Source organism: Fontimonas sp. SYSU GA230001 (assembly GCF_040066175.1).
In the GTDB taxonomy this organism is placed as follows: Bacteria; Pseudomonadota; Gammaproteobacteria; order Nevskiales; family Nevskiaceae; genus Solimonas.
The window spans coordinates 21,764-35,060 of the sequence record NZ_JBEAAM010000021.1 but is presented as its reverse complement, the minus strand read 5'-3'; the positions used below and the strand labels follow the sequence as shown (position 1 = coordinate 35,060).

General features: G+C 68.9%; 13 protein-coding genes. 5 read left to right on the top strand and 8 right to left on the bottom strand.

All coding sequences use genetic code 11. From position 1 onward, the window contains the following. The first annotated feature begins 4 nt into the window (after positions 1 to 4). The gene (gene minE, locus AAG565_RS11680) at positions 5 to 262 is read left to right on the top strand and encodes a cell division topological specificity factor MinE (RefSeq protein WP_348819772.1); all 258 of its coding nucleotides are present in this window, start codon (positions 5 to 7) and stop codon (positions 260 to 262) included. Between the two features lie 77 nt (positions 263 to 339). Here the strand turns inward: minE and AAG565_RS11675 are convergent, their stop codons facing one another. Both AAG565_RS11675 and AAG565_RS11670 read right to left on the bottom strand, forming a co-directional pair. After that, positions 340 to 825, bottom strand: coding sequence for a nucleoside deaminase (locus tag AAG565_RS11675; RefSeq protein WP_348819771.1), 486 nt, complete (start codon positions 823 to 825; stop codon positions 340 to 342). After that, a complete protein-coding gene (locus AAG565_RS11670) occupies positions 815 to 2,419 on the bottom strand; it encodes an AMP-binding protein (RefSeq protein WP_348819770.1) in 1,605 nt (534 codons plus the stop codon). Before AAG565_RS11670 ends, AAG565_RS11675 begins: the two co-directional genes overlap by 11 nt. 224 nt (positions 2,420 to 2,643) lie before the next feature. Here AAG565_RS11670 and AAG565_RS11665 point away from each other — a divergent pair, with 224 nt between their 5' ends. Continuing rightward, complete coding sequence (locus tag AAG565_RS11665) at positions 2,644 to 3,771, top strand: sensor domain-containing diguanylate cyclase (RefSeq protein WP_348819769.1); 1,128 nt, start codon at positions 2,644 to 2,646, stop codon at positions 3,769 to 3,771. Positions 3,772 to 3,784: 13 nt separating this feature from the next. Here the strand turns inward: AAG565_RS11665 and AAG565_RS11660 are convergent, their stop codons facing one another. After that, entirely contained in the window at positions 3,785 to 4,186 is a 402-nt protein-coding gene (locus AAG565_RS11660; RefSeq protein ID WP_348819768.1) for a bacteriohemerythrin, read from the bottom strand. 70 nt (positions 4,187 to 4,256) lie between these two features. Then, entirely contained in the window at positions 4,257 to 5,060 is an 804-nt protein-coding gene (locus AAG565_RS11655; protein ID WP_348819767.1) for an FHA domain-containing protein, read from the bottom strand. A 120-nt stretch (positions 5,061 to 5,180) separates the two neighbouring features. Between AAG565_RS11655 and AAG565_RS11650 the strand changes: the two genes are divergently transcribed. After that, a complete protein-coding gene (locus tag AAG565_RS11650; RefSeq protein ID WP_348819766.1) occupies positions 5,181 to 6,611 on the top strand; it encodes an aldehyde dehydrogenase family protein in 1,431 nt (476 codons plus the stop codon). 89 nt (positions 6,612 to 6,700) lie between these two features. Continuing rightward, a complete protein-coding gene (locus AAG565_RS11645; RefSeq protein WP_348819765.1) occupies positions 6,701 to 8,176 on the top strand; it encodes a diguanylate cyclase in 1,476 nt (491 codons plus the stop codon). On the opposite strand, the gene AAG565_RS11640 is transcribed toward AAG565_RS11645, so the two are convergent. Both AAG565_RS11640 and AAG565_RS11635 read right to left on the bottom strand, forming a co-directional pair. Continuing rightward, on the bottom strand, positions 8,152 to 9,285 hold the full coding sequence (locus AAG565_RS11640; RefSeq protein WP_348819764.1) for a zinc-dependent alcohol dehydrogenase family protein: 1,134 nt from the start codon (positions 9,283 to 9,285) through the stop codon (positions 8,152 to 8,154). The genes AAG565_RS11645 and AAG565_RS11640 overlap by 25 nt on opposite strands. Continuing rightward, positions 9,282 to 9,734 (bottom strand): thioesterase family protein, encoded by a 453-nt coding sequence (locus AAG565_RS11635; protein ID WP_348819763.1) that lies wholly within the window; start codon positions 9,732 to 9,734, stop codon positions 9,282 to 9,284. Before AAG565_RS11635 ends, AAG565_RS11640 begins: the two co-directional genes overlap by 4 nt. Before the next feature lie 94 nt (positions 9,735 to 9,828). Between AAG565_RS11635 and AAG565_RS11630 the strand changes: the two genes are divergently transcribed. Then, the gene (locus AAG565_RS11630; protein ID WP_348819762.1) at positions 9,829 to 11,463 is read left to right on the top strand and encodes a 3-(methylthio)propionyl-CoA ligase; all 1,635 of its coding nucleotides are present in this window, start codon (positions 9,829 to 9,831) and stop codon (positions 11,461 to 11,463) included. Position 11,464: 1 nt separating this feature from the next. Here the strand turns inward: AAG565_RS11630 and AAG565_RS11625 are convergent, their stop codons facing one another. Further along, on the bottom strand, positions 11,465 to 11,830 hold the full coding sequence (locus tag AAG565_RS11625) for a DUF202 domain-containing protein (RefSeq protein ID WP_348819761.1): 366 nt from the start codon (positions 11,828 to 11,830) through the stop codon (positions 11,465 to 11,467). A 127-nt stretch (positions 11,831 to 11,957) separates the two neighbouring features. Further along, on the bottom strand, positions 11,958 to 13,226 hold the full coding sequence (locus tag AAG565_RS11620; protein ID WP_348819760.1) for an OmpA family protein: 1,269 nt from the start codon (positions 13,224 to 13,226) through the stop codon (positions 11,958 to 11,960). Positions 13,227 to 13,297: the final 71 nt, after the last annotated feature.

Genomic DNA, 13,297 nt, shown 5'->3' with positions numbered 1-13,297 from the left:
TACGATGGATTGGCTCAAGTTCTTCCGCGCCGAACCCAAGAACACCGCGTCCGTCGCCAAGGAGCGCCTCAAGGTCGTCGTCGCGCACCAGCGCGAGGGCCGCGCCAACGGCCCGGCCTATCTGCCGAAGCTGCGCGAAGAGTTGCTGCTGGTCGTGCGCAAGTACGTGCAGGTGCCGGACAGCGCGGTCAATGTGCACGTGCAGCGCGAGGCCGGACTCGAAGTGCTGGAGATGAACATCACGCTGCCCGAAACAGGGTGATGCGCGTCCTGCGCAAGCCGGGGCCATCCATGGCCCCGACTTTCAAGACAAGCACGTCGTAGTCCGGGCAGGTCGCTTTAATACTTCACGTTGAAAGGCGACGTCAGCCATGCCTGCATCGTTGCCCGCGCTTCGGGAAGCTCGAGCCGTTCGCGTTTCAGGGGCGACTGCGAAGTGGGGCCCTTGAACAATTCGTACAGTTCGGCGTCGATGAAGCCGATCGCGGCGGCATCGTCGCGGCTGGCCGCGAAGACGATGCGGCCGATGCGCGCCCAGTGGGCGGCGGCCAGGCACATCGGGCAGGGCTCGCAGCTGCTGTAGAGCGTCGCGCCATCGAGATGGAAGTGGCCGACCGCGGCGCAGGCGCCGCGCAGCGCGATCATCTCGGCATGCGCCGTCGGATCGTGCGTCTTCAGCACCTGGTTCGAGCCCTCGCCGAGCACGCGTCCATCGCGCACGACCAGCGCGCCGAACGGGCCGCCGGCGCCGGAACGCAGGTTGTCGCGCGCCAGCTCGACGGCGCGGCGCAGATAGGCGTGATCGCCGGACGCGCTACGGGCCACGCAGTTCCTTGCGCAGGATCTTGCCGACGTTGGACTTCGGCAGCTGGTCGATGAAGACGATGTGCCGCGGCACCTTGTAGCCGGTCAGGTTGTCGCGGCAGTGCCGCATCAGTTCCTCGGCCGTGAGCGCCGGATCCTTCCTGACGACGAACACCTTGACCGCCTCGCCGGTCTTGTCGTCCGGCACGCCGACGCAGGCGCACTCGAGCACCCCCGGATGCAGGGCGACGACCGCCTCGATCTCGTTGGGGAAGACGTTGAAGCCGGACACCAGGATCATGTCCTTCTTGCGATCGACGATGCGGAAGAAGCCCTTGTCGTCCATCACCGCGACATCGCCGGTCCTGAGAAAGCCGTCTGCGGTGAACACCTTGGCGTTCTCCTCCGGCTTCTGCCAGTAGCCCTGCATGACCTGGGGCCCCTGCACGCACAGCTCGCCGGGCTGGCCCTGCGGCACCTCGCGGTTGTCGTCGGCGCGCAGCGACACGATCGTCGAGGGCGCGGGCAGGCCGATCGTGCCATTCCAGGGCTGGTTCGGCAGGCCCAGGGTCACCACCGGCGAGCACTCGGTCAGGCCATAGCCCTCGGTGATGTGCGTGCCGGTGACCTCATGCCAGCGCTGGGCGACCGCCTGCTGCACGGCCGCGCCGCCGCCGACCACCAGGCGCGCGTGCGAGAAATCGACGGTCTCGAAGCCGGGCGTGTTGAGCAGGCCGTTGAACAGCGTGTTGACCCCGGACAGCGCCGTGAACGGCTGCTTCTTCAGTTCGGCGACGAAGCCCGGCATGTCGCGCGGATTGGTGATCAGCACGTTCTTCGCACCGAACTTGATGAACAGCAGGCAGTTCACCACCAGTGCGAAGATGTGATACAGCGGCAGCGCCGTGATGACGATCTGTTCCTCGTCGCCGATGAACGGGGACATCCATGCGCTGCACTGTTCCAGGTTGGCGACGATGTTGCCGTGGGTCAGTGTCGCGCCCTTGGACAGGCCGGTGGTGCCGCCGGTGTACTGCAGGAAGGCGATGTCCTGGTGGGTCAGCGGCACGCGCATGTAGGGCTGCGCCTTGCCGCGGGCCAGCGCCGCCCGCAGCGGCACGGTGCCGGGGATGTGCCATTTCGGCACCATCTTCTTCACGTACTTGACGACACCGTTCACCAGCAGGCTCTTCGGAAACGGCGCGAGGTCGCCGAGCTGGGTGGTGATCACGCATTCGACCGGCGTCTTCTTCAGCACCTGTTCGAGCGTGTGGCAGAAGTTCTCGACGATGACGATCGCGCGCGCGCCGCTGTCCTTGAGCTGGTGTTCCAGCTCGCGCGGGGTGTACAGCGGATTGACGTTGACCACGGTCATGCCGGCGCGCAGCACGCCGAACAGCGCGACCGGGTACTGCAGCAGGTTGGGCATCATCAGCGCGATGCGATCGCCCTTGTGGAAGCCCAGCACGTTCTGCAGGTAGGACGCGAAATCCTGCGTCAGGCGGTCGAGGTCGTCGTAGCTCAGGCAGACGCCCATGCACTCGTAGGCGCAGCGGCGGCGGTTCTGGTCGCAGCTCCTGTCCAGCAGTTCGACGACGGAACGCCAGGCGTTCACGTCGATTTCTTGCGGTACCCCAGGCGGGTATTGTGCCCGCCAGACGTGGTTCGGGACCGGGTTCACCTGCGTCTCCTCCGCGCAGCGGCAGTTCTTCGTTCGCTGGATTATTCAGAAAGCCCGCAGGCAAGCCAAGCGCGACGCCGGACCGCGTTCGGCTGCGGCTGGCGACCGTCAGTCGGTCGGAAGCTTCGGCTCCACCCACCGGGTCCGATGATCCGCGCATGCCGGTTGCCCTGTCCATGTTGCCGACGGTATCGACCCACCATGTGTCCGCCCACAGCAGCCCCGGACTGGAGCTGCGGGCGGCGCGCGATCTGGTGTACCGGCAGGTCCGGCCAGCGTCCGGCGGCCTGCATCAGGAGGCGGCGCGGATCGACGCCGTGTACCAGATCGCCGAGGGCATCGGCGAGATGGACCGTTCGTTCGAGCGCATCGTCCGCATCGCCGCGCAGATGCTGGGCACGCCGTGGGCGGCGCTGTCGCTGGTCGCCGAAGAGCAGACCATGCCCAAGGTGGTGATCGGCCTGCCCGCGGACGCGCCTTCGCCGCTGCTGCCCCTGGAGCGGATCACGGCGGCCACCAACATGGCTTACGTGATCGAGGATCTGGAAGCCGACGAGCTGTACATGCACTGGGCAACAGCGCGTAAGCTCGCGCCGCCGGCGATGTATGCCGGCGTGCCGGTGCGCACGCCGACCGGTCTGGTGGTCGGCGTGCTGTCGGTCGCGGACCAGATCGCCCGCCCCTTGACCGAGGCGGAGCTGGCGGCACTGGCCGACCTCGGGGCGACCATCGAGGAACTGATCCTGCTGCGCAGCGCGTCCATCGTCGATGTGGTCACCGGCCTGTTCAACCGACGCTACTTCGAGGAACTGGTCGCCAAGGAGTGGCGCCGTTCGCTGCGGCAATCGACGCCGATATCGGTGCTGCTGATCGACATCGATTTCTTCAAGGCGCTCAACGACGCGCTCGGCCACGCCGAGGGAGACCGCGCGCTCGCCAATGTCGCGCGCCTGCTGCGCGAGCAGTTCCGGCGCGGCGGCGATGTCGTGGCGCGCTATGGCGGCGAGGAGTTCGTGGTGGTCTTGCCGGACACCGACGCGGCCGGTGCGATGGAGCTGGCGCGCGCCGCCTGCCGGTATATCGAGGACGCCGGCCTGGTCCATCCGACCTCACCCTACGAGGCGCTGACGGTCAGCGTCGGCGTGGCAACCGCATCGACCCGTGCCGATCAGGAGCGTGGACCGATCGCGCTGCTCTCGCGCGCCGACCAGGCGCTCTACGAGGCCAAACGCCAGGGTCGCAACCGCGCGGTGTTCGACAAGACCGCGGCGCACCGCGGCATCTGAGGCGCGGCGTGGGTCAGGCGGCGTTCTCGACGAAAGGCTTGTAGTCCACGTCGCAGTCCCGGATGTGCCCGGCCAGCCACTGGTTGAGAAAGACCTGGACCTCACGGCGGGCGCCGGCCTCCCCGGCGCGCAGCTTCAGCAGCAATTCGGTGATGCGGTCCATCAGCTGGCGGTGCAGCAGCCGGTGTGCGGCGAACCGGGGATAGGCGTGCTCGGCCATCAGCGCCTCCTCGTCGTGGAAGTGCTGGCGCGCGTAATCCGCGGCTTCCTCGAACGTCCTGACCAGCTCCGCACGCGGGGCGTGGTGCTGCATCGCGACGTGGTAGCGGTTGACGATGCCGACCAGGTGCTGGTGCTGGAGGTCCATGGCGCGGCTGCCGACCTCGAAGTCGGGCGTCCATTCGACGGGCGTCATGGTTTTCCTCAAATCTCGATCGGAAGCGCGCGACGATAGGTCCGCGCACCGCAGCCGGCGTTGATCTGGATCAATCCCGCGACGGTTCGCGCGGATCGCGGGTGTGGGTGGCGATGCAGCGGACCAGGGCTTCGACGACCGGCTGTGCCTCGGTGTAGCGGCGATCCTCGCCGCCGATCTCGCGGATCCAGATGGCTTCGTCGGCATCGGCTTCCGACAGTTCGGGATGGCCGCGGCGCACGATCAGGTACAGGAAGCCGCCGTTCTTGAGGGGGTCGCGCAGTTTCAGCGAAATCTCGCGGCCGTCGTCGGCGAAATCGAAGGCGGCCACCCGCGGATCGTCCGCGACATGATCCCGCAGTTGCTGCGCGGCGTCGCGCACACGCGCCCAGATGCGATCCATGCGCTCGCGCCGACGCCGCGCCGCCTCCTGTTCGGCACTGGCGTGCTCGCGCAGGCCGGCGCGCATGGTGTGCAGCAGCTCGATCGGCGACGGCGCGCCGTCGTCGAGCGGACGCACCGGTGCGGTGATCGGCTCGGGAGCGACCGGCTCGGTGAAATGCCCGGGTGCGCTCAGCGCCGGGTCCGGTTCGATCTCGACTTCATAGCCGGCGATGCGCACCACCGCGCCGATCCGCAGCGGCACCGGCGCGTCGATCGCGCGGCCGTCGAGCTGCGAGCCGTTGCGGCTGCCCAGGTCGCGGTAGACCAGCTGGCCGTCCTCGACGTCGATGCGCCCGTGATGCCGCGAAACCTGCGCGCCTGGCAGCTGGATCTCGTTGTCGGCTGCGCGGCCGATGCGCACGCTGCCCGCATACAGGTTGCGGCGGAAACGGAAAGTGCCGGCGGTGTTCCTGACCGAGATGACCCACATCGCCCGTGGTTCCTGCGCGGACCGGTCCGCAGCGTAGCAAATGCCGGCGACGTGCGGCGGCTTGGCGCTGCCGCCGGTCTGCGCTAGCGTGCCGCGTCGCCCCTTGCCGCGAGAACGCCCATGCTCAGACCGCGCTATCCGCTCTTTCTCGCTAATCGTCCGCAGGACGGTGTCGGGACGCTGCCGGTGACCGACAAGTATTCGGGCGCGCCGGCCTGCGAGGTCGCGCTGGCCGACCGTGCCCTGGTCACCGCCGCGATCGACGAGGCCGCGCGCGCGGCGCGGCCGATGGCCGAGCTGCCCGCCTATGCCCGTCAGGCCGTTCTGGAACACTGCGTGCTGCGCTTCCAGCAGCGCGCCGACGAACTGGCCGAGGCGCTGTGCATCGAGGCCGGCAAGCCGATCAAGGATGCGCGCGGCGAAGTCACGCGACTGATCGACACCTTCAAGTACGCAGCCGGCGAGGCCGTGCGCATCGGTGGCGACTACCTGCCGCTGGACATCAGCGCGCGCGCGCGGAACTACTGGTCGGTGATCCGGCGCGTGCCGGTCGGGCCTTGCGCGTTCATCAGTCCGTTCAATTTTCCGCTCAACCTGGCCGCGCACAAGATCGCACCGGCGATCGCCGCCGGCTGTCCGTTCGTGCTCAAGCCGGCGAGCGCCACGCCGGTCGGCGCGCTGCTGATCGGCGAGGTGCTGGCCGAGACCGAGCTGCCGCCGGGCGCGTTCTCGATCCTGCCGTGCAGTCCGGACGACGCCGAGCCGCTGGTCACCGACGCGCGCATCAAGCTGCTGTCGTTCACCGGCTCGCCGGCCGTGGGCTGGGACCTGAAGGCGCGCGCCGGGCACAAGCAGGTCGTGCTCGAACTGGGTGGCAACGCCGCCTGCATCGTCGATGCCGACACCGACCTCGACGATGCGGTGCAGCGCCTCGTGTTCGGCGCGTTCTACCAGTCCGGCCAGTCCTGCATCAGCGTGCAGCGCATCCTCGTGCACGCGTCGATCTACGAGGCGCTGCGCGAGCGTCTGGTGGCCGCGACCCGCGCGCTGCGCTGCGGTGATCCCCGTGACGAGGCGACCTTCGTCGGCCCGATGATCTCCGCGCGCGAGGCCGGGCGCCTGCACGGCTGGATCGAGGCGGCGCGGGCGCGCGGCGCACGGCTGCTGTGCGGCGGCGCGCGCGACGGCGCGATGCTGACACCGGCGCTGCTCGAGGACGTGCCGCGCGACTGCGAGCTGTATGCGCGCGAGGCGTTCGGCCCGGTCGCACTGCTGGCGCGTTTCACCGACTTCGACGCTGCGCTCGACGAAGTCAACGACAGTCGGTACGGCCTGCAGGCCGGCGTGTTCACGCGCGACCTGCACAAGGCGCGGCGCGCCTGGGACCGGCTCGAAGTGGGCGGCGTCGTCATCGGCGACGTGCCGAGCTTCCGGGTCGATCACATGCCCTACGGCGGCGTCAAGGAGTCCGGGCTGGGCCGCGAGGGGATCGCCTGGGCCATCGAGCACCTGACCGAGCCACGCATCCTGGTGGTGCGCACGCCACCCTGACGGGGCGCCCGGACTGGGCGGACGCGCCAGCCCTGTGGCAAATTCTCACCACAGACGGTCGAAGGTACAGGGGCCTTAGACTACTGCGGATGAACCAGCGTCGGTTCCGTCACGTCGTGCACGCCATCACCGCGTTGACGGTGTGGCTCCTGCTGTCCCTGCTGGCGACCTATCTCGTGTCGCTGCAGCGCACGGCCGACCGCGTCGCGCAGCGCGATCAGACGCTGCTGCATGCCGCGGCGCTGCGTGCGCGCATCGAGAGCGAGTTGAGCGCCACCGCCTATCTGGCGCAGGGACTGGTGGCCTACATCAATGCGCGCGGGCCGCTCGATCCGGCCAGCGTGCAGCGGGCGCTGGCGCGGCTCTACCAATCCGGCCGTCACCTGCGCAGCATCGGCATCGCGCCGGACAACCGCATCGCCTTCATTTATCCGCAGATCGGCAACGAGCAGGCCATCGGGCTGCGCTACGAGGATCAGCCGGATCAGTGGCCGGCGGTGCGCCGCGCGATGGAGACCGGCTCGGCGGTGCTCGCCGGGCCGGTGGATCTGGTGCAGGGCGGGCAGGCGCTGATCAACCGCTCGCCGGTGTTCGTCGATGGCGATCGCTACTGGGGCGTGGTCAGCGTGTCGATCGACCTGCCTGCATTCCTGCGCGCGGTGGGGCTCGGCGACGTTGAGTCCGGTGTGCAGATCGCGCTGCGCGGCAGGGACGGACTGGGTGCGCGCGGCGATCTGATCGCCGGCGATGCCACGGTCTTCGACGATTCGCCGATCCGCATGGTGCTGGCGATTCCGGGGGGCAGCTGGGAACTCGCGGCACGGCCGAGCGCCGGCTGGGACCGCCGGCCGATTCACAGCCTGCTGCTGCCCTACGTGGCCTATGGCGGCGCCTTCGTGCTCGCCGCGCTGCTGTGGCTGGCCTTGAACGAGCGCAACAAGGTGCTCGCGGCGCGCGCCGAGATGCAGCAGCTGGTCGAACAGCTCAGCGCCGCGAACCACGAGCTCGAGCACCTGTCCGAGACCGACCCGCTGACCGGCGTGCCGAATCGCCGCGGCCTCGAAGAAGTGCTGACGCTGGAATGGCGTCGCTGCAAGCGCCAGCACGAGCCGCTGACGCTGCTGATGATCGATATCGACCAGTTCAAGGCCTACAACGACGCACGCGGTCATCTGCAGGGCGACCAGTGCCTGCGCCAGGTCGCCGCGACGCTCAAGGCGACCGCCAGCCGCGCCGGCGAGTTCGTCGCGCGCATCGGTGGCGAGGAGTTCATGATGGTGCTGCCGGGGACCGCTGCCGGGCAGGGCATCCTGCAGGCCGAGCGGGTGCGTGCGGCCGTCGAACACGCCCGTTTGGAGCACGGTTCGTCGCCGGTTTCACCCTTTGTGACGGTCAGCATCGGCGTGGCGACCCGTGCGCCGCATTCGTCGGTCACGCTCGAAGCCCTGCGCGAGGCCGCCGACTCGGCGCTCTACGAGGCCAAGCACCAGGGACGCAACCGGGTCTGCGTCGCGCCGGACCACGGCGGCGCGGCGCTGGCTCAGGTGTCGAACAGCACGACCTGACGCACGGCCTCGCCGCGCGCGAGCCGGTCGAAGGCGAGATTGATGTCGTCGAGGGGCAGGGTGTGCGTCAGCAGCTTCTCGACCGGCAGGCGACCGGTACGGTGCAGGGCGATGTAGCGCGGCAGGTCGCGCGACGGCACCGCCGAGCCCATGTACGAGCCCTTCACGGTGCGTTCCTCGGTGACCAGGCTGACCGCGGAAATCGCGAACTGCTTGCCCGGATGCGGCAGGCCCACCGTCACCGTCATGCCGCCGCGCCGCGTCGCCGCATAGGCCTGCGCCAGCGCCGCCTCGGAGCCGGCGGTCTCGATCGCGTAGGCGGCACCGCCGCGCGTGTGCTCGCGGATCGCGGCGACCGACTCGGCGCCGCCGGCGAGCACCGTGTGCGTCGCGCCCAGACTCTTCGCGAGTTCGAGCTTGGCCGGCAGCACATCGACGGCGACGATCGGATCGGCACCGGCCGCGACCGCGCCCAGCAGCGCCGCCAGGCCCACGCCGCCCATGCCGAAGATCGCCACGCTCTCACCCGGGCCGACGCGTGCGGTGTTGACGACTGCGCCGACGCCGGTCATCACCGCGCAGCCGAACAGCGCGGCGATCTGCGGCGGCAGCGCGCGGTCGATGCGCACGGCCGAGCGCGCCGAGACGACCGCATACTCGGCGAAGGCGGAGACGCCCAGGTGGTGGTTCAGCGCGCTGCCGTCGGCGGCGTGCCAGCGGCGTGCGCCGGACAGCAGCGTGCCGGCGACGTTGGCCCTGGCGCCCGGTTCGCACAGCGCGGCGCGGCCGCTGGCGCAGAAGTCGCAGTGACCGCAACTGGGCACGAAGGCGAAGACGACGGCGTCGCCGCGCGCGAAACCCGGCGTGTCGGCGCCGGTCTCGACGACTTCGCCGGCGGCCTCGTGGCCGAGCACCATCGGCATCACGCGCGGCCGCGATCCGTCGATCACCGATAGGTCGGAGTGGCACAGGCCGGCGGCACGCACCTTCACCAGCAGCTCTCCCGGGCCGGGCGGATCGAGCTCGACTTCGTCGAGGTGCAGCGGCAGCGAGCGCGCATACGGCGCCGGCAGGCCCATCTGACGGAGGACGGCGGCGCGCACTTTCATGGCAGGCTCTCGGCTTCTGGGCGCTGCAGGCGGTGCAACGCGCTGCGCAGCGCATCGGGGATCGGCACCGGGCGGCGCGTGTGCCGATCGACGAAGACGTGCACGAACCAGCCCTCCGCGGCCGGCGCCTCCGCGGCCTCGCCGAACAGCCCGATCTCGTAGCGCACGCTGGAACGGCCCAGATGCGCGACGCGCAGGCCGGCATCGATGGCGTCCGGGAAGGCCAGCGCGTCGAGGAAGCGGCAGTGCGACTCCGCGCACAGGCCGATCACCGGCCCGGCGTGGATGTCCAGGCCGCCGTCGCGGATCAGGTAGGCGTTGATCACGGTGTCGAAGTAGCTGTAGTACTCGACGTTGTTGACGTGGCCATAGACGTCGTTGTCCTTCCAGCGCGTGCCGATGCGCCGGAAGTGCGGATAGCCGCTGCGCGGGGAGGGGGTGTGGTTCATGGCCCGATCTTATGTCCGTTGCCGGCCTGCTGCATCCGCCGCCGGTATCGCAGACAATCGGCAGCCCGACCCCACAGCGAGAGGAGAGCAGGCGATGGCGAACTTCGTTCCCGGTCAGATGATGGAGGCGCCGCTGCTGGTGTCGTCGCTGCTGGTGCACGCCGAGGCCTATCACGGCGACACCGAGATCGTGTCGCGCACCGTCGAAGGCGGCCTGCACCGCTATACCTATGCGCAGGCCGCGCGGCGCAGCCGCCAGCTCGCCAACGCGCTCAGGCGCCTGGGCGTGCAGCCGGGCGAGCGCGTCGCCACGCTGGCCTGGAACGGCTACCGGCACTTCGAGCTGTACTACGCCGTGTCCGGTTCCGGCGCGATCATGCACACGATCAACCCGCGCCTGTTCCCGGAACAGATCGCGTGGATCATCGAGGATGCACAGGACACGGTGCTGTGCTTCGACCTGACCTTCGCGCCGCTGGTCGAGGCGATCGCGGCGAAATGCAAGACGATCAAGCACTGGGTGGCGATGACCGATCGTGCGCATCTGCCTGCGCACAAGATCCCCAACCTGATCTGTTACGAGGACTGGGTCGAGGCCGAATCCGACCAGTACGACTGGCCCGAGTTCGACGAGAAGAGCGCCTGCACGCTGTGCTACACCTCGGGCACGACCGGCCATCCCAAGGGCGTGCTGTACTCGCACCGCTCGATGATGCTGCACACCCTGGCCGGCGCCGTGCCGGACGTGTTCGGCCTGTCGGCGCGCGACAGTGTCCTGCCGGTGGTGCCGATGTTCCACGTCAACGCCTGGGCGATTCCCTACGCCGCGCCGATGGTGGGCGCCAAGCTGGTGTTCCCCGGCGCGGCGCTCGACGGCGCCAGCCTGCACGAGCTGTTCGAGACCGAGGGCGTGACCTTCTCCGCCGGCGTGCCGACGGTGTGGCAGGGCCTGCTGCAGCACCTGCAGGCCAACAAGCTGCGGCTGACGACGCTCAAGCGCTGCGTGATCGGCGGGTCGGCCTGTCCGCCGGCGCTGATGCAGACTTTCGAGCGCGACTATGGCGTGAAGATCCATCACGCCTGGGGCATGACCGAGATGTCACCGCTGGGCACCTTCAACAACCTCAAGATCAAGCACCTCAAGCTGCCGAAGGACGCGCAGTTCGCCATCGAGACCAAGCAGGGCCGGCCGCCGTTCGGCGTGCAGCTCAAGATCGTCGATGCCGACGGCCGCGAACTGCCGCGCGACGGCAAGGCCTTCGGCGACCTGCTGGTCAAGGGTCACTGGATCATCGATCGCTACTACCGGATCGACCAGAGTCCGCTCAGGGACGGCTGGTTCCCGACCGGCGACGTCGGCACCCTCGACGCCGACGGTTTCCTGCAGATCACCGATCGTTCCAAGGACGTGATCAAGTCCGGCGGCGAGTGGATCAGTTCGATCGACCTCGAAAACGTCGCCTGCGCGCATCCGGCGGTGGCGCAGGCCGCGGCCATCGCCGCCTATCACCCCAAGTGGGACGAGCGGCCGCTGCTGGTGGTGGTCAAGAAGCCGGGTCAGGACGTCACGCGCGAGGAGATCCTGGCGCTGTATCCCGGCAAGGTCGCCAAGTGGTGGATCCCGGACGATGTCGTCTTCGTCAGTGAACTGCCGATGACGGCCACCGGCAAGATCTCCAAGCTGCGCCTGCGCGAGCAGCTCAAGGACCACAAGCTGCCGACTGCCTGAGCTATTGCAGCACCAGGTACGCGGCGACGCCGAGTCCGAGGAGGGCCGTGAGTATCGTCGTCACCGGCGCCAGCGACAGCCAGTAGCCGGCGGGGATCTCGGCCGGCTGCAGCCCGCGCAGCACGCGCCGGTGCTGCAGCGTCGCCAGCAGTGCGAGCGCCGCGCCGGTGGCGATGAAGGCGATGCCCAGCACATAGGCGGCCGGCGATTCGGCGCTCACCCTGGCCTGCGCGTTGAGGAAGTGCACGAACAGCGCGAAGCGCTCGATCAGGAAGCCGAAGGCCATCAGCGTCAGGCAGGTGCGTTGCCAGGCGAGCAGCGTGCGTTCGGCGGCGAACAGGACGCGCGGATCCTGGAGTGACGACATGGCCTTTCCCCGAGATTCGATTGGGTGTCCATGGTCGCCCGGCGGGCCGCGGCTGTGAAGCGCGCCGTGCGGGCAACAAAAAACCCGCCGGCAACGCTGCCGGCGGGTGTGAACGCAGGACTGCGTATTACTCGATCACCTTGAGTTCGACGCGGCGGTTTTCCTCGCGGCCTTCCTCGGTGTCGTTGGTCGCGATCGGCTGCGATTCACCATAGCCGACCGGCGACATGCGCTTGGCTTCGACCTCGTGCTCGACCAGGTAGGCCTTGACGGCGATCGCGCGCCGCTCGGACAGGCTCTGGTTGTAGGCGTCGGTGCCGATGCTGTCGGTGTGACCCTGCAGTTCGACATCGACGTCCGGGTAGGCGCGCAGCGTGCCGGCGACCTCGTTGAGGATCTCGCGCGCTTCGGGCGTCAGGCGGTCGGAGTCGAACTCGAACTTCACGCCGCGCAGGATGAACTTGCGCTCGGCCGCGCAGCCGTTCTCGTCCACCTGTTCGCCCGGACGCGGCTTGCGGCAGTCATCGACCAGGGCGCAGCCATTGGCGAGGACCTTGGCGCCGGCCGGTGTGTTCGGGCATTCGTCGTCGGCGTCGAGCACGCCGTCGCCGTCGGCATCCAGCGGGCAGCCGACCTCGTTGACCTGCACGCCCGGCAGGGTGTTCGGGCACTGGTCCTGCGAGTCGGGCACGCCGTCGCCGTCGGAGTCGAGATCGGCTTGTTCGACCGGCTCCGGCTCCGCGACGGGGGCCTCCACCGGCGTCACGCCCAGCGGCAACAGCAGGCCCACGTTGAACAGCGCGTCCTGGAAGGCGCCGTTCTCCTTGCCGACGCCCGCCTGCTTGCGGTCGTGCTGGTCGGTGCGGTAGCGCGCCTCGGCGCGCAGCGCGATGTAGCGGTTGAACGGGAAGAGATAGCCGGCGCCGACATCGAACACCGTCGATTTGAAGTTCGGAATCGGGCCGGGATGCGTGTCGGTGCGGCCGTACATCAGCGCGAGCAGGCCGTAGAAATTCGGCACCTTGTTCGACAGGAAGACCATCGCGCCCAGGCCGGCGCCCTTGAGTTCGGCGGCGTCGCCGGAACCCGAGTCGGGGTCCATCTGCGAATAGTAGCCGGTCAGCTCCAGCGCCAGGCCGTCGGTCATCTTCTTGCCGATCGTGATCATGCCGCCCATGCCGTCGTCCGTCCCGCGATCCTTGTCGGCGCGCGTGTACGAGAACATCGGCGAGACGTAGTAGTGCCGGCCGGTCAGCGCCTGGGTGGAGAAGAGTCCCGGTGCGTCGGCGTCGCCCGCATCGGCGTCGTCGTCCTGAGCCAGCACCGGCTGGCCGAACCCCAGCGTCAACAGCAATGCGAACAGCCCCCAGCCCCCAAAAACGTACTTTGGCCTCATCAGCTTCTCCCCAGATTCCGTCCGCGTCAGGACGATTGATCGCATAACTATAGCAGCGGCTTTCGCGGAAT

Bases quoted from the DNA above. Each gene is read 5' to 3' on its own strand.
- minE (WP_348819772.1), top strand. From the start codon at position 5: ATGGATTGGCTCAAGTTCTTCCGCGCCGAACCCAAGAACACCGCGTCC.
- AAG565_RS11665 (WP_348819769.1), top strand. From the start codon at position 2,644: ATGCCGGTTGCCCTGTCCATGTTGCCGACGGTATCGACCCACCATGTG.
- AAG565_RS11660 (WP_348819768.1), bottom strand. From the start codon at position 4,186: ATGACGCCCGTCGAATGGACGCCCGACTTCGAGGTCGGCAGCCGCGCC.
- AAG565_RS11655 (WP_348819767.1), bottom strand. From the start codon at position 5,060: ATGTGGGTCATCTCGGTCAGGAACACCGCCGGCACTTTCCGTTTCCGC.
- AAG565_RS11650 (WP_348819766.1), top strand. From the start codon at position 5,181: ATGCTCAGACCGCGCTATCCGCTCTTTCTCGCTAATCGTCCGCAGGAC.
- AAG565_RS11645 (WP_348819765.1), top strand. From the start codon at position 6,701: ATGAACCAGCGTCGGTTCCGTCACGTCGTGCACGCCATCACCGCGTTG.
- AAG565_RS11640 (WP_348819764.1), bottom strand. From the start codon at position 9,285: ATGAAAGTGCGCGCCGCCGTCCTCCGTCAGATGGGCCTGCCGGCGCCG.
- AAG565_RS11635 (WP_348819763.1), bottom strand. From the start codon at position 9,734: ATGAACCACACCCCCTCCCCGCGCAGCGGCTATCCGCACTTCCGGCGC.
- AAG565_RS11630 (WP_348819762.1), top strand. From the start codon at position 9,829: ATGGCGAACTTCGTTCCCGGTCAGATGATGGAGGCGCCGCTGCTGGTG.
- AAG565_RS11625 (WP_348819761.1), bottom strand. From the start codon at position 11,830: ATGTCGTCACTCCAGGATCCGCGCGTCCTGTTCGCCGCCGAACGCACG.
- AAG565_RS11620 (WP_348819760.1), bottom strand. From the start codon at position 13,226: ATGAGGCCAAAGTACGTTTTTGGGGGCTGGGGGCTGTTCGCATTGCTG.